The 15,712-nt window shown below is 54.8% G+C and carries 15 protein-coding genes; 11 read left to right on the forward strand and 4 right to left on the reverse strand.

The annotated features are described in order from the left end of the window. Positions 1–21 precede the first annotated feature (21 nt). Both grxC and ACWKX3_RS14090 read right to left on the reverse strand, forming a co-directional pair. A complete protein-coding gene (gene grxC / locus ACWKX3_RS14085) occupies positions 22–273 on the reverse strand; it encodes a glutaredoxin 3 (RefSeq protein ID WP_058610502.1) in 252 nt (83 codons plus the stop codon). 11 nt (positions 274–284) lie between these two features. Then, a complete protein-coding gene (locus ACWKX3_RS14090) occupies positions 285–716 on the reverse strand; it encodes a rhodanese-like domain-containing protein (RefSeq protein ID WP_006177745.1) in 432 nt (143 codons plus the stop codon). Between the two features lie 247 nt (positions 717–963). On the opposite strand from ACWKX3_RS14090, the gene gpmM reads away from it, so the two are divergent. From gpmM to ACWKX3_RS14115, 5 genes are read left to right on the forward strand one after another with little or no spacing between them, the layout of a single operon-like run. Beyond that, entirely contained in the window at positions 964–2,508 is a 1,545-nt protein-coding gene (gpmM, locus tag ACWKX3_RS14095; RefSeq protein ID WP_088209007.1) for a 2,3-bisphosphoglycerate-independent phosphoglycerate mutase, read from the forward strand. A gap of 33 nt (positions 2,509–2,541) precedes the next feature. Continuing rightward, a complete protein-coding gene (gene envC / locus ACWKX3_RS14100) occupies positions 2,542–3,801 on the forward strand; it encodes a murein hydrolase activator EnvC (RefSeq protein ID WP_233500347.1) in 1,260 nt (419 codons plus the stop codon). A 3-nt stretch (positions 3,802–3,804) separates the two neighbouring features. Next, the gene (locus ACWKX3_RS14105) at positions 3,805–4,752 is read left to right on the forward strand and encodes a divergent polysaccharide deacetylase family protein (RefSeq protein ID WP_088209006.1); all 948 of its coding nucleotides are present in this window, start codon (positions 3,805–3,807) and stop codon (positions 4,750–4,752) included. A 9-nt stretch (positions 4,753–4,761) separates the two neighbouring features. Beyond that, a complete protein-coding gene (locus tag ACWKX3_RS14110) occupies positions 4,762–5,967 on the forward strand; it encodes a glycosyltransferase (protein ID WP_404600532.1) in 1,206 nt (401 codons plus the stop codon). 15 nt (positions 5,968–5,982) lie between these two features. Then, the gene (locus ACWKX3_RS14115) at positions 5,983–6,897 is read left to right on the forward strand and encodes a hypothetical protein (RefSeq protein ID WP_088209004.1); all 915 of its coding nucleotides are present in this window, start codon (positions 5,983–5,985) and stop codon (positions 6,895–6,897) included. Positions 6,898–6,923: 26 nt separating this feature from the next. Here ACWKX3_RS14115 and tdh read toward each other — a convergent pair whose 3' ends face one another. Together tdh and kbl are read right to left on the reverse strand one after the other, a co-directional pair. Next, the gene (gene tdh, locus ACWKX3_RS14120) at positions 6,924–7,952 is read right to left on the reverse strand and encodes an L-threonine 3-dehydrogenase (protein WP_006177738.1); all 1,029 of its coding nucleotides are present in this window, start codon (positions 7,950–7,952) and stop codon (positions 6,924–6,926) included. Positions 7,953–7,961: 9 nt separating this feature from the next. Beyond that, complete coding sequence (gene kbl, locus ACWKX3_RS14125; protein WP_058610498.1) at positions 7,962–9,158, reverse strand: glycine C-acetyltransferase; 1,197 nt, start codon at positions 9,156–9,158, stop codon at positions 7,962–7,964. Positions 9,159–9,498: 340 nt separating this feature from the next. Here kbl and rfaD point away from each other — a divergent pair, with 340 nt between their 5' ends. From rfaD to ACWKX3_RS14155, 6 genes are read left to right on the forward strand one after another with little or no spacing between them, the layout of a single operon-like run. After that, a complete protein-coding gene (rfaD, locus tag ACWKX3_RS14130; protein WP_454541976.1) occupies positions 9,499–10,431 on the forward strand; it encodes an ADP-glyceromanno-heptose 6-epimerase in 933 nt (310 codons plus the stop codon). 9 nt (positions 10,432–10,440) lie between these two features. Then, positions 10,441–11,487 carry an ADP-heptose--LPS heptosyltransferase RfaF gene (gene rfaF / locus ACWKX3_RS14135; protein ID WP_101736779.1) on the forward strand — a complete coding sequence of 349 codons (1,047 nt, stop codon included), beginning with the start codon at positions 10,441–10,443 and terminating at the stop codon, positions 11,485–11,487. A gap of 3 nt (positions 11,488–11,490) precedes the next feature. After that, a complete protein-coding gene (gene rfaC / locus ACWKX3_RS14140; protein ID WP_153689135.1) occupies positions 11,491–12,474 on the forward strand; it encodes a lipopolysaccharide heptosyltransferase RfaC in 984 nt (327 codons plus the stop codon). A gap of 3 nt (positions 12,475–12,477) precedes the next feature. Then, entirely contained in the window at positions 12,478–13,587 is a 1,110-nt protein-coding gene (locus tag ACWKX3_RS14145; protein ID WP_137273058.1) for a glycosyltransferase family 9 protein, read from the forward strand. Between the two features lie 5 nt (positions 13,588–13,592). Beyond that, positions 13,593–14,501 (forward strand): glycosyltransferase family 2 protein, encoded by a 909-nt coding sequence (locus ACWKX3_RS14150; protein ID WP_102891795.1) that lies wholly within the window; start codon positions 13,593–13,595, stop codon positions 14,499–14,501. Next, positions 14,489–15,700 (forward strand): O-antigen ligase family protein, encoded by a 1,212-nt coding sequence (locus ACWKX3_RS14155; protein WP_454541977.1) that lies wholly within the window; start codon positions 14,489–14,491, stop codon positions 15,698–15,700. The genes ACWKX3_RS14150 and ACWKX3_RS14155 overlap by 13 nt, the downstream gene beginning before the upstream one ends. Positions 15,701–15,712: the final 12 nt, after the last annotated feature.

Consider the following 15,712-nt stretch of genomic DNA (forward strand, 5'->3'; position numbering starts at 1 on the left):
TTTTAATTGTCCTAAAGTCTCTTAGCGCAGAAGAGGATCGAGTCCGCCGCTGGCGTCGAGCGCATACAAGTCATCACAGCCGCCAATGTGCTGCGCATCAATAAAAATCTGCGGAACCGTCGTGCGACCACTACGTTGAATCATCTCTTCGCGTTTGATCGCGTCACCATCAATCGGCAGTTCCTGGAAGGTTACGCCTTTGCTGTTCAGCAGCGCTTTTGCACGGTGGCAGAATGGACACGTTGCTTTGGTGTAGATCTCGATATTGGCCATCACTTAACTCCTTATTTACCGCGAACCAAAGGAAGGTTTTCCCCGCTCCAGCCGGAAATACCTTCTTTCAGCACAGAGACGTTTTCGAAGCCCGCTTTATGCAGCAGGCTGGCAGATTCCTGCGCCTGCATGCCGGTCGCGTCAACAACGATAATCGGCTGGGCTTTATGCTTATCAAGCTCACCGACGTTGTTGGCTTTGATTTCAGCGGGCAGCAGGTTGATCGCACCGGCGATGTGGCCCTTGCGGAAATCATCACGCTGACGCAGATCGACCACCACGGCATCTTCTTTGTTAATCAGACGCGTGGCTTCACCCCGGGTGATCACCTTAATTTTAGACGTTAGCCCCTTAAAGGTCGTGAACAATACGGCGGCCAGCAGGCCAATCCACGCGATGCTCAGAACCGGGTGGCGGCTAACAAATTGCATAATTTCTTGCATGGGGGGTAACAACTCCCGACTAAGTGATAAAAAAACCAGGACAGGAGTATACCTGTGCGTTGTGGCAAATACAGCCAGCGACAATAAGCTAATCGATTTTCTGCGGCATGCCACGAAAAAAAAGCCTCAAAATGACCCGAGAAGCGCCTTGCCCCTCTCCTTTCTTTGATCTTCTGCGGCTATTTGATCGATTCAGCTGTAGTAAAATTACGCATATTTTTCGTCTCTTGAGCATGAGGTTGTCGCAATGTCGGTTTCTAAAAAACCTATGGTACTGGTAATTCTGGATGGCTATGGCTATCGCGAGGAGAGCCAGGATAACGCCATTTTCAACGCCAAAACCCCGGTCATGGATGCGCTGTGGGCAAAACGTCCCCATACCCTGATTGATGCATCAGGCCTGGAAGTGGGTCTGCCGGATCGCCAGATGGGTAACTCCGAAGTTGGACACGTCAACCTGGGCGCTGGCCGTATCGTTTACCAGGACCTGACCCGCCTGGATGTTGAAATCAAAGAACGCACCTTCTTTGCCAACCCAACGCTGACGGGTGCCGTGGATAAAGCCGTCGCGTCAGGCAAAGCCGTTCACATCATGGGTCTGCTCTCTGCGGGCGGCGTTCACAGCCACGAAGACCACATCATGGCGATGGTTGAACTGGCAGCCGAGCGCGGCGCGGAAAAAATCTATCTGCACGCTTTCCTCGACGGCCGCGACACCCCGCCTCGCAGCGCGAAAGGCTCGCTGGAAGCGTTTGAAGCGAAATTCGCTGCGCTGGGTAAAGGCCGCGTAGCTTCCCTTATTGGCCGTTACTACGCCATGGACCGCGACAACCGCTGGGATCGCGTTGAGCAAGCCTATGACCTGATGACCTTGGCGAAAGGTGAATTCCAGTTCGCTACCGCGGTTGAAGGCCTGGAAGCGGCTTATGCGCGTGATGAAAACGACGAGTTTGTGAAAGCAACCGTGATCCGCGCTGAAGGCCAGGCCGATGCGGCCATGGAAGACGGCGATGCGCTGATCTTCATGAACTTCCGTGCTGACCGCGCGCGCGAAATCACCCGTGCGTTCGTGAATAGCGATTTCGACGGTTTCGCCCGTAAGAAAGTGGTGACTCTCGATTTCATCCAGTTGACCGAATACGCTGCCGACATCAAGGCTCCTTGCGCCTATCCACCGGCATCGCTGGCGAACACCTTCGGTGAATGGATGGCGAAAAACGACAAGACGCAGCTGCGTATCTCCGAAACCGAGAAATATGCTCACGTCACCTTCTTCTTTAACGGCGGTGTCGAAGAGCCGTTTAAAGGCGAAGAGCGCATTCTGATTAACTCACCAAAAGTCGCGACCTACGATCTGCAGCCAGAAATGAGCTCTGCCGAGCTGACTGAAAAGCTGGTAGCGGCCATCGAAAGCGGCAAGTACGACACCATCATCTGTAACTACCCGAATGGCGATATGGTAGGTCACACCGGCGTGATGGACGCGGCGGTTAAAGCGGTTGAAGCGCTGGACCACTGCGTTGAGCAGGTGGCGAAAGCCGTTGAATCCGTTGGCGGCCAGCTGCTGATCACCGCCGACCACGGTAACGCAGAGCAGATGCGCGATCCGGCGACCGGCCAGGCGCACACTGCCCACACCAACCTGCCGGTTCCATTGATTTATGTTGGTGATAAATCAGTGAAAGCAGTGGAAGGCGGTAAGCTTTCCGACATCGCGCCAACCATGTTGACGCTGATGGGCATGCCGATCCCTGAAGAGATGACTGGTAAGCCGCTGTTCATCGTGGAATAATCGCTCCCCATGAGGGGAAAGGCGATTTTTTCAATCACATGGGTCGTGAAGCCGCTTCGGCTATCAGTCAGACCTCTGCTTTACGCCAGCGCGCTCAGCGCTGGCGTATTGCTGTGCGCCACGTCCGCCCACGCGGATGACCGCGACCAGCTCAAATCTATTCAGGCCGATATCGCCGCCAAAGAGCGCGCGGTACGCCAGCAGCAACAGCAACGCGCCGCTTTACTTGCCCAGCTTAAGAAACAGGAAGAGGCTATCTCCGCCGCCGCGCGTAAGCTACGTGAAACCCAGAACACGCTCGCCCAGTTGAATAAGCAGATCGACGAAATGAACGCGTCGATTGCGCGACTGGAGCGCCAGCGCGACGCGCAGGAGCGCACGCTTGCGGCTCAGCTTGATGCGGCCTTCCGTCAGGGTGAACACACCGGCCTTCAGCTGATCCTCAGCGGTGAAGAGAGCCAGCGCGGCCAGCGTTTACAGGCTTACTTCGGCTATTTAAACCAGGCCCGTCAGGAGACCATCGCCCAGCTTAAGCAGACGCGCGAAGAGGTCACCAGCCAGAAAGCCGAGCTGGAAGAGAAGCAAAGCCAGCAGCAGACGCTGCTTTACGAACAGCAGGCCCAGCAGGCGAAGCTGGAGCAAGCGCGCAACGAGCGTAAGAAAACCCTGTCCGGGCTTGAGTCCTCCATTCAGCAGGGCCAAAGCCAGCTGAGCGAAATGCGTGCCAACGAATCCAAACTGCGCAACAGCATCGCCCGCGCCGAAGCGGCCGCCAAAGCGCGCGCCGAGAAAGAGGCGCGTGAAGCCCAGGTCGTGCGCAACAAACAGCAAGAAGCCTCGCGTAAAGGCACTACCTACAAACCCACTGAAAACGAACGCTCCCTGATGTCTCGCACCGGTGGGCTTGGCTCCCCGCGCGGGCAGGCCTACTGGCCGGTACGCGGGACTCTCCTCCATCGTTATGGCGAACAGCTGCAGGGTGAGCTACGTTGGAAAGGGATCGTTATCGGTGCGTCTGAGGGTAGCGAAGTGAAAGCCATCGCCGATGGCCGCGTGATCCTGGCCGACTGGCTGCAGGGTTACGGGCTGGTGGTCGTGGTGGAGCACGGTAAAGGCGACATGAGCCTGTACGGCTACAACCAGAGCGCGCTGGTCAGCGTCGGCACTCAGGTGCGCGCCGGTCAACCCATCGCCCTTGTGGGCAGCAGTGGCGGTCAGGGCCGCCCGTCACTCTATTTCGAAATTCGTCGCCAGGGTCAGGCGGTCAATCCACAGCCGTGGTTGGGAAGATAAGTTTTGCTTCAATTTCGTCGATTGATTCTCTCCGTCGCCAGCGCACTGGCGCTGGCTGCACCGGTATATGCAGGCAAACTCGCCATCGTGATTGATGACTTCGGTTATCGTCCACACTACGAAAACCAGGTGCTGGCGATGCCGTCGGCCATCTCTGTTGCCGTCCTCCCCAATGCGCCCCATGCGCGGGAGATGGCAACCAAAGCCCACAATAGCGGCCATCAGGTGTTGATCCACCTGCCTATGGCCCCGCTCAGCAAGCAGCCGCTGGAAAAAGACACCTTACGCCCCGAGATGAGCAGCGATGAGATCGATCGCATCATCCGCGACGCCTACAACAAAGTGCCGTATGCGGTGGGGCTGAACAACCATATGGGCAGCGCGATGACCTCCAGCCTGTACGGTATGCTGAAGGTTATGCAGTCGCTTGAGCGCTACAATCTCTATTTTCTCGACAGCATGACCATTGGCAACAGTCAGGCCATGCGCGCCGCGCAGGGAACGGGCGTGAAGGTAATTAAGCGCAAGGTGTTCCTGGACGATACCCAGAACGAAGCGGACATCCGCGTACAGTTTAACCGGGCGGTGCAACTGGCCCGCCGGAATGGCTCGGCGATCGCCATTGGCCACCCGCATCCGTCCACGGTGCGCGTTTTGCAGCAAATGTTGCCGACGCTGCCTGCCGATATCACCCTGGTGCGCCCGAGCGATCTGCTCAATGAGCCGCAGGTCGATACGTCCACACCTAACGGCGGACAACAAACCGCCCCTGCGCCGCGAAATCCGTTCCGCGGCGTGAAAAGCTGTGCGCCGAAAAAACCGCTTGAGCCGGTCAATGCGACCCGCTTCTTTGCGGTCATCGGGGAAAGCGTAAGCCAAAGCACGCTGGTGAAATATGTTCAGCACCAGTGGCAGGGCTGGAGTAGTAACACTTCAGTGACAGGCAATTAAGGTAGAAAGATGCCGCAAAAATATAAAATCCTGCTCCTTGATACCGGTAAAGAATGGGGCGGAGGCACCAACAGTATGCTCGAACTGTTAAAGCGTATCGATCGCGATAAGTTCGACATTACCTGTTGTTTTTACAGCGACTACAGCCGGGCCGAAGGCCAGACGATTGGGCAGGTACTGAAAGGTATCGATATTCCTCTGATCGTCATCCCTCAGCGCAAACAGCCCGTCTGGGCGAAGGTGGCGAAAGAGCTGGGCCGTAGCCTGCTGTTTTTCTCGCGCAGCGCCCGGGTGGCGTTTACGCGCCGCATTGATACGCTGTGGCGCATTCAGCCTAACGTTCGCCGCATTGAGGCTCTCTTCAGGGAAGGGGGGTTTGATACGCTGTACATGAACAATCAGCCCGGCTCCAATGAAGAGGGATATCTGGCGGGCGCCAGACTGCAGGCGCGCGTCATTCAGCACTGCCGCATTGAACCCGTTCTGACCCCGCCTCTGGTTAAGCTGGTGAATGCCCATGCCGATAAAATTATCGCCGTCTCGCATGGCGTCGAGCGCGTTTTGCTGGAGCATGGCGTTCGCCCTGAGCTTTGTACAACCGTCAATAACGCGATCGATATCCACCAGCCCTTGCCCGACCGCCTTGCCATGCGCCATCGCCTGCACCTGGAAGATGACACCTTTGTGTTTGGCAGCATAGGGTCGCTGATCCCGCGTAAAGCGAATCACCATACGCTGGAAGCGCTGGCGACCTTTAGCCGCAAGCATCCTGAGGCGAAATGGAAGATGGTGCTGGTTGGCGAAGGCGCTGAGCGCCGCGCGCTTGCCGCACAGGCCAGCGAACTGGGTATTGAACGCAACGTGATTTTCACCGGTTTTCAGAATACGCCATTTGATTACCTCGCCACGTTTGACGCCTTTATTTTGGCCTCGAAGAGCGAAGGATTACCGCGCGTGGTACTTGAAGCCATGCTGCTCAAGATCCCGGTGATTGGCTCGCAGGTGACGGGGACGGCTGAACTGATTGACCACGGGTCGACAGGTTTGCTGTTCCCCTGGAGTGATGTTTCGCTGCTTGCTGAACATCTGGAGAATATCTGGCACGATGCTGGCCTGCGCGCCCGACTGGCTGCGGCTGCGCATGAGAACGTTTGCCAGGCCTATGCAATCGAAAGCTATGTTAACGGTGTCGAAGCCGTCCTTGGTGCGCAATAACCCAACGAGATGAACATGTTTAAATTCCTGAATGCTCGCTACCGCCATATCACCGGGCGACACAACATTCCCTACGCCTCCCTGCCTGTCAGCAGCAGCCATGTTACGGTGGATTCCATCGTGATCCCCTGCACCGGCGCAGATTTTGTTGAAGAGGCGTTACTGTCGGCCACCTTCGCCGAGCGTTATGCCACCGGCGTTAGCGAGATCGTTATCGTTAGCGATCAGCCAGAGTCCGCTTTTGGCGAACTTCCGCCAAAAACGCGCGTTGTCACGCTCACGCTTCCCGTGCGCGAAGCGCATTATCGCTACAAGCAAATCTACCTTAGCCGTCTGGTCAAGCTTAACGCCCCGCTGCAGGCGCGCGGTGAAGGCGTGTTAATGATCGACTCCGATCTTAATCTGCTTAAGATGCCTGAGATCAGCATGGCCGACATGCATATCTACTCCAGCTTCCGTCAGGGCAAGATGATCGCCAAACTCAACGGCGCACCCGCGGAGAAAGTACCGGCGTATTACAAAGAGACGGTGCGCCCGTATCTGGTCGATCACGTTAACGGCGCCTTCCTTGCCGCCACCAAAAAGACCTGGCGACGCATCTGCCCGCTGTGGTTGACGCTGTTCCAGGATACCTGGGAGCTGATGGATGATACGCAGCCGCCGACCGATCAGTTGCCGCTCGCCGCGCTGCTGGACATGCTGGATGTGAAAACGGTCAATCTGGGTGACTGGATGAACTGGCCGGTCTCCAAGAAGATCGGCGGGCAGGAAGCCGTTGTGCCAAAAGAGGTGATTGGCGCGCACGGTGGTTTCCCTCTCTCCGAATGGCAGAAGTATCTTGAATCGCCGGATAACAAACTGCTGTTCAAAGGCCAGGATTACACCCGCAAGGTGCGCTACCTGACGGACGAAGAGAAAAAGAAACAGTAAAAAAGGGGCCTGAGGCCCCTTTTCTCTTACTTATCCCAGCTCAGGATGACTTTACCGGACTGGCCGGAACGCATCGCGTCAAAGCCTTTCTGGAACTCATCGACAGAGAAGTGATGGGTGATAATCGGGGTCAGATCCAGTCCAGACTGGATCAGCGCCGCCATCTTGTACCAGGTTTCAAACATCTCACGGCCATAAATGCCTTTGATGAACAGCCCCTTGAAGATGACCTTGTTCCAGTCGATAGACATATCCGACGGCGGAATACCCAGCATCGCAATACGCCCGCCGTGGTTCATGGTATCGAGCATGGTGCGAAACGCCGGTGGTGCACCGGACATCTCCAGACCCACGTCAAAGCCTTCGGTCATGCCCAGCTCGGCCATCACGTCGTTCAGGTTCTCCTTAGAGACATCCACCGCGCGGGTGACGCCCATTTTACGCGCCAGCGACAAGCGATACTCATTCACGTCGGTGATCACAACGTTGCGTGCACCCACGTGTTTTGCCACCGCCGCCGCCATAATCCCGATCGGGCCAGCGCCGGATACCAGCACGTCCTCACCTACCAGGTCAAACGAGAGCGCCGTATGCACTGCGTTGCCGAACGGATCGAAGATGGAGGCCAGATCGTCAGAGATGTTGTCCGGGATTTTGAACGCGTTAAACGCCGGGATCACCAGGTATTCTGCAAAACAGCCGGGACGGTTGACGCCCACGCCCACGGTGTTGCGGCACAGGTGCGTGCGTCCACCGCGGCAGTTACGGCAGTGGCCACAGGTGATATGACCTTCGCCAGAGACGCGATCGCCAATTTTGAAGCCTTTAACTTCCTGGCCGATACCGACCACTTCACCAACGTATTCGTGCCCGACAACCATCGGGACAGGAATGGTATTCTGCGACCACTGATCCCAGTTGTAGATGTGAACGTCCGTACCGCAGATGGCGGTTTTACGAATTTTGATCAGCAGATCGTTATGACCGACTTCCGGCTCCGGCACGTCGGTCATCCAAATCCCTTCTTCCGCTTTCAGTTTGGATAACGCTTTCATCATACGTCCTCAGGCAATTACGCCCAGCTGTTTACCGATGCGGGTAAAGGCTTCCACCGCACGCTCAATTTGTTCAGGTGAATGCGCCGCAGACATCTGGGTGCGGATACGCGCCTGACCTTTTGGCACCACCGGGAAGAAGAACCCGGTGACGTAAATCCCCTCTTTTTGCAGCTCGCGGGCAAAGTTCTGCGCCACAACCGCATCGCCCAGCATCACCGGGATGATCGCGTGGTCTGCACCGGCCAGGGTGAAACCTGCCGCACTCATTTTTTCACGGAACAGACGGGCGTTGGACCACAGACGGTCGCGCAGTTCGGCGCCGGATTCCACCATCTCCAGCACCTTAATGGAGGCGGCGACAATCGCCGGGGCCAGGGAGTTGGAGAACAGATACGGGCGGGAGCGCTGGCGCAGCCACTCGACCACCTCTTTACGCGCAGCGGTATAGCCGCCGGACGCGCCGCCGAGCGCTTTGCCCAGCGTGCCGGTGATGATGTCCACGCGACCCATCACCTCACAGTATTCATGCGAGCCACGGCCATTCTCACCCACGAAGCCGACGGCGTGAGAATCATCGACCATCACCAGCGCGTCGTATTTGTCTGCCAGGTCGCACACGCCTTTCAGGTTGGCAATCACGCCGTCCATAGAGAACACGCCGTCGGTGGCAATCAGCACATGGCGGGCACCGGCTTCACGCGCCTCTTTCAGGCGCGCTTCCAGCTCGGCCATGTCGTTGTTAGCGTAGCGGAAGCGCTTCGCTTTACACAGGCGCACACCGTCGATGATGGAGGCGTGGTTCAGGGCGTCGGAGATAATCGCATCGTCTGCACCAAGCAGCGTCTCGAACAGGCCACCGTTGGCGTCGAAGCAGGAGGAGTAGAGGATCGCATCTTCCATTCCGAGGAAGTTCGCCAGCTTTTTCTCAAGCTGCTTGTGGCTGTCCTGCGTGCCGCAGATGAAGCGCACGGAGGCCATCCCAAAACCGTGGGTGTCCATGCCATTTTTGGCAGCAGCAATCAGCTCCGGGTGATTCGCCAGGCCTAAGTAGTTGTTCGCGCAAAAGTTGATCACGTGGCTGCCGTCGGCAACGGTGATGTCCGCCTGCTGCGCAGACGTGATAATACGTTCTTCTTTGAACAACCCTTCCGCACGTGCGGTGTCCAGGTCGCTGTTTAACTGTTTGTAAAAATCACCACGCATTGCAATTCTCCAGACTCGGCAAATTTCGGCACATATTACCCAAACCTATACTTGATGACGAGATGACGCAGTATCTCTTGTCGTTTTTGCAGCATAAATCACGCGTAACCTTTTTAGACATACACAAAATCATTCACGTTGCATCAAGGCGGCAAGAGAAAAAATCCCCGGAAGCATAGATAACTATGTGACCGGGGTTTCTGAACGCCGCCAACGCCGAGGCAGCGTGAAGGATGAAGTGTATGTCGGTGAATGGCTGAAGACAGGGCATTGTGATGATATGATAAGAACATTAGCGTCCGGGATTGTCCCCGGGCTCCACAATTCAAAGGTTACAGTTATGATCATCGTTACCGGCGGCGCGGGCTTTATCGGCAGCAATATTATTAAGGCCCTCAATGACAAAGGCATCACCGACATCCTGGTGGTGGACAACCTGAAAGACGGCACCAAGTTTGTGAACCTGGTGGATCTGAACATTGCTGACTACATGGATAAAGAAGATTTCCTTATCCAGATTATGGCAGGCGAAGAGTTAGGCGACATCGAAGCCATCTTCCACGAAGGCGCATGCTCCTCCACCACCGAGTGGGACGGCAAGTATATGATGGACAATAACTATCAGTACTCCAAAGAGCTGCTGCACTACTGCCTGGAGCGTGAAATCCCGTTCCTGTATGCATCATCTGCGGCTACCTACGGCGGACGCACGTCAGACTTTATCGAATCCCGTGAATATGAGCAGCCGCTGAACGTCTACGGCTACTCCAAGTTCCTGTTCGATGAATATGTCCGTCAGATCCTGCCAGAAGCGAACTCCCAGATTGTTGGCTTCCGCTACTTTAACGTCTACGGACCGCGCGAAAGCCACAAAGGCAGCATGGCGAGCGTCGCGTTCCACCTGAATACCCAGTTGAACAACGGCGAAAGCCCGAAACTGTTTGAAGGCAGCGACGGCTTCAAGCGTGACTTCGTCTACGTGGGCGACGTCGCGGCCGTGAACCTGTGGTTCTGGGAAAACGGCGTATCCGGCATCTTCAACCTGGGCACGGGCCGCGCCGAATCCTTCCAGGCCGTGGCCGACGCCGCGCTGGCCTGGCATAAGAAAGGCACCCTGGAGTACATTCCGTTCCCGGAAAAACTGAAAGGCCGCTATCAGGCATTCACCCAGGCCGATCTGACTAACCTGCGTGCTGCGGGCTACGATAAGCCGTTCAAGACCGTTGCCGAAGGCGTAACGGAGTATATGGCCTGGCTGAATCGCGACGCGTAAGAAGTAAGCATGAAGATACTGGTGATCGGCCCGTCCTGGGTGGGCGACATGATGATGTCGCAAAGTCTCTATCGCACGCTCAAGGCGCGCTATCCCCAGGCGATAATCGACGTGATGGCACCCGCGTGGTGCCGTCCGCTGTTATCGCGTATGCCGGAAGTGAATGAAGCGATCCCGATGCCGCTCGGCCACGGGGCGCTGGAAATCGGCGAACGCCGCAAGCTCGGTCATAGCCTGCGCGAAAAGCGCTATGACCGCGCCTGGGTGCTGCCTAACTCCTTCAAATCTGCCCTCGTGCCTTTCTTTGCGGGCATTCCGCACCGCACCGGCTGGCGCGGTGAAATGCGCTACGGCCTGCTGAACGACGCGCGCGTGCTGGATAAAGAAGCCTGGCCGCTGATGGTTGAGCGCTATGTGGCGCTGGCCTACGACAAGGGCGTGATGCGCAGCGCGAAAGACCTGCCGCAGCCGCTGCTTTGGCCGCAGTTGCAGGTCAGCGAGGGAGAGAAATCCCATACCTGTAACGCTTTTAACCTCTCTGCCGAACGGCCGATGATCGGCTTTTGCCCCGGCGCAGAATTTGGCCCGGCTAAACGCTGGCCGCACTATCACTACGCGGAGCTGGCAAAACAGCTGATCGACGAAGGCTTTCAGATCGTCCTGTTTGGTTCGACGAAAGACCACGAGGCGGGCAACGACATTCTCGCCACGCTCAGTACCGAACAGCAGGCATGGTGTCGCAACCTGGCCGGTGAAACACAGCTGGAACAGGCGGTGATCCTGCTGGCCGCCTGTAAAGCCGTGGTCACTAATGACTCCGGCCTGATGCACGTCGCCGCCGCGCTGAACCGCCCGCTGGTGGCGCTTTACGGCCCAAGCAGCCCGGACTTTACCCCGCCGTTGTCGCATAAAGCGCGGGTCATTCGCCTGATCGACGGCTACCATAAAGTGCGTAAAGGCGATGCGGCAGAAGGCTATCATCAGAGCCTGATCGACATCACGCCCGCGCGCGTCCTCGAAGAGCTTAACGACCTGCTGCTGAGCGAAGAAGGATAACGGATGCGGGTATTGATCGTTAAAACCTCATCAATGGGCGACGTGCTGCACACGCTGCCGTCCCTGACGGACGCCGCGCGCGCCATTCCCGGCATCCGCTTTGACTGGGTGGTGGAAGAGGGTTTCGCGCAAATCCCGACCTGGCATGACGCGGTTGACCGGGTGATCCCGGTTGCCATTCGCCGCTGGCGCAAGGCGTGGTTCTCCGCGCCGGTTAAGGCCGAGCGCAACGCCTTTCGCGACGCGGTGCAGGCTCAGCGCTACGACGCCATTATTGACGCGCAGGGGCTGGTGAAAAGCGCCGCGCTGGTCACGCGTCTGGCGCACGGCGTAAAGCACGGTATGGACTGGCAAACTGCCCGCGAGCCGCTGGCAAGCCTGTTCTATAACCGTCGCCATCATATCCCGAAGCAACAACACGCGGTGGAACGCACCCGGGAGCTGTTTGCTAAAAGCCTCGGCTACAGCAAGCCCGAAACGCAGGGCGATTACGCGATATCGCAGCATTTCCAGCGTGACGCGGATAACCGTGCGACGCCTTATGTGGTGTTCCTCCATGCCACAACGCGGGACGATAAACACTGGCCGGAATCGCACTGGCGAAGATTGATTGAATTAATGCAACCTACCGGCATCCATATTAAACTGCCCTGGGGTGCTGAACACGAGCGCCAACGTGCAGAGCGGTTAGCGGCAGGTTTTTCGCACGTAGAAGTGTTACCTAAGCTCACGCTGGCAAAGGTTGCTGCAGAGCTGGCAGGTGCAGAGGCTGTCGTGTCCGTTGATACGGGACTGAGCCACTTAACCGCAGCATTGGATCGCCCCAATATCACGCTATTCGGACCCACCGATCCCGGGCTGATTGGCGGCTACGGTAAAAACCAACATCAGATGGTCAGCCCTACTCAGCAGACGAGAGACATTACCGCAGATGCTATTTTTTCATTTTTACAGAGCAACCATCGGCTTTCCAACAGGGATATTTAACCCATGAGTTACGTATTTCTGCTGATTTTACTTTTCCCGGTGAAACTCATCCGGAAGCTGTTTCGCAAAGACACGGGTAAGAACCTGGTCATTCAGACAGCCAAAATCGGTGACTTTGTTAATGCCACGCCTCTTCTGGCGTACCTGCAAAAAAGCGATGTGTTGATCAGCCGAAGCGTGGCTGCGCTGGCGAAGCATGATGACACTATCGATCAGATTTTTTTTATTGAGCAACAAAAGCGTAATTTGTGGCGTAAGCTGTGCTTTGCCTGCAGGATCATGAATGACTATGACAATGTGTATCTCCTGCAGCCCAACAGCGTGAATCTCTTTTTCGCCGCCGCCTGTAATGCCAAAAATAAACAATTCTTAAGCACCTATACCCGCCGGTGGTACCACGGTATTTTCTATGCCACTGCCGACGGCACCGTTGAGCACGGCAAAAAGACGTTGTCGGTCACCAACTACCTGAAGCTGGCCGACCGTTCGCTAACGTGGCAAGATTCCCCGAAGCACGCCACAAAGCCTCTGTTTAAGCCCGCCGTTTATCCGGAAGTCCTTGATAAACCCGGCGTCATTCGTATAGGCATCAGTATTGCCGCAGGCAATAAAGCGAAAACGGTCCCGCCGGTCATCTGGAAGCGTATTGTTGATAAGCTCGCCGATCTGCCGTGCGAGTTTTATGTGTTTGGTGCACCCAGTGAGCAAGAGTGGCTGGACGATATTACGCGTGCGTACGGTGAAATCCCTAACTTCATCAACCTTATCGGCAAGATTTCCCTTGAAGAGCTGCCGTGGGCAATCTCCAAAATGGATTGCTACATCGCGTCTGATTCCGGGAATATCTATATCGCAGATGCAGTCGGCGTGCCGGTAGTGGTGTTGTTCGGGCCTTGCTGCCACTATGAACAGCGTCCGCTGGGCAATGTGTTACTGATTGGCAACGACGACAATATCAACTCCTACGTCTTTGAAACGCGCTACTATTTCAGCCAGCCAAAAGAAGAGTTGTTTGCGGTAACCGAAGAATCCCTGCACCAGCTCAAACTCTTTATTTCGACTCTACAGACTGCTCGCACAACCGAACATGCCATTGATGCTCAAGGAAATTAATTTTTATGGCTTTTCTCAGCATCATTATTGCAGCGCATAATACCGAAGATACACTGGATGCCACCCTACATAGCCTGCGGGATGCAATTGCGGATGAGGGCGATGAGGTAGAGGTTATTCTCTTTAATGACCATTCAGACGATGCCACGCAAGATATTATTGAGAAGTGGTTGCCAGAATTTCCGAATGCGATATCGCGGAAAGTTGAGTATCGCAACGTAGGTCGTGTTCGAGACGCTGCTGTCTCGCTATCATCCGGCGAATACATCACCATGCTCGACAGCGACGACCAGCTTAAGCCTCGCAGTATCAGCGATGCCGTGGCGTTCCTGAAAGCACAGCGTCCTGATATGGTGCTGACACGCCTGCTGGAAGTTCGTGATTTACGAAAAATCACCGCCAACTGGCAGGGGTTTTCACCTGTCGCCTTGTCTCAACAGGATGCGATAAAACGCTTTTTGCAGCATAAAGATTTCCAGGCCCACCTCATCGGCCAGTTCATTCACCGCAGGCTTTACCAAAGCAACCCCATTCCTGCGATGATCTGCTACGAAGATTTTGCCGTATTTCCTGGCATGCTGATGCAATCGAACAAAATATTTTATCAGCGGCAGGGGCACTATTATTACATCAAGCGTCGCGACAGTTTATCGAGCCAACTTAACGCCAGTAAAATCGCTACGCTTGTTGAATGCACGCTGCAGATGGAAAAAACGTTTCCGCAGCAATTTACTCATCTTATTCAATGTCATTGGTTTGACATCTACAGCAACCATCGAAAATTATTGTCAGAGCATCAATTACAACTTGTGAAACAGCGGGTGAAATCACTTTATTCCTTGTCATTTTTCCTGTCCAGCGACGTTCGTTTCAGTTACAAAAAAAGGGTTATTGAGGCATTATGGAAAAAATAAAGCTCCGATTTTATCAATTGACGGTTATATTAAGCCTCATATCTCTTATGCTGGCATTGGTCAGTTCCGGTAAGCAAAGGGAGTTTTTTTATATCGCTATTTACGCCAGTATCATTGGCTTAGCCTTAGAATATAAAAAAATCACTCTGCGACCCTTCTCAATTGCACTGCCCATTTTGCTCATCGGGTTGCTTAATTTTGTCTGGTATATGGTGTATGAGTACCATAGCGAAGGCCTCAACCTGTACAGTGATTATCTGGGTGCCAGCAAAAAACTTATGCTAGCGAGTATCCTGATTTTTTATATTGATCGGTTTAAGACCTACATCGATAAAGCGGACTTCCATAAATACTTTTTATACGCGTCTGCTACAGGCTTTGTGCTCGCCACCGGTTATGGATTGTGGCAAGCCACACAGGGTATGGCGCGCATTGAAATGGCAATTAACCGGGCAACAGTTTCAGCCTATGTCTACTCTGTACTCTCATTAGCCTTCGTCTACAGCCTTTATCTCCAGCAGAACGTAAAGCTGTACGTTGTGGCAGGCTTAACCATTTTAATCTCTTATTTCGTTATTCTTTTAACGGGTACGCGCGCGGCAATGGGGCTTTATTTGCTTCTTGCCATTGTACTCACGCTTTACCATTTTAGAAAAATCCATCTCAAGTCTACGCTCATCTTTTTATGCATTGTGGCGGGTATCGTCATCGTTAGCTACAAGCCCCTCATTTCGCCGAAATTAACGCAAACACAAATTGAAGTGGAAAAATATCAAAGGGGAATAGACGATACATCACTGGGTGCGCGTTTTTCTATGTGGACGGTAGGTATGCAAAATGGTCTTGCACATCCTCTGGGACAGTCGCTTGAAGATCGTCAGGTATGGACGCAGCGTTATGTGAAGGAAGGGCATCCGCATCTGGCCGCCGCGCTCATCTATATTAACGTTCACCTGCACAACGAATTTATCGAGAAATACTCGCTACAGGGCATTCCCGGCGTGGCTATCCTGCTGTTTTTCTTTGTTTCTGTTATGGTTTACGCGCTAAGAAACAGAAACGGCCTGCTGTTAACCACAATGCTTCTGTTACTGCTTTATGGCCTGACGGATGTCATATTGCTGAGTTCAGAAGCGTTGATTTTCTTTATGACGCTGTTCGCGTTAAGCACGCCGTTCTCGCAACCAAAGCACCCGTAACCATCATGCCCG

It is taken from the genome of Enterobacter sp. UPMP2052 (genome assembly GCF_053709675.1).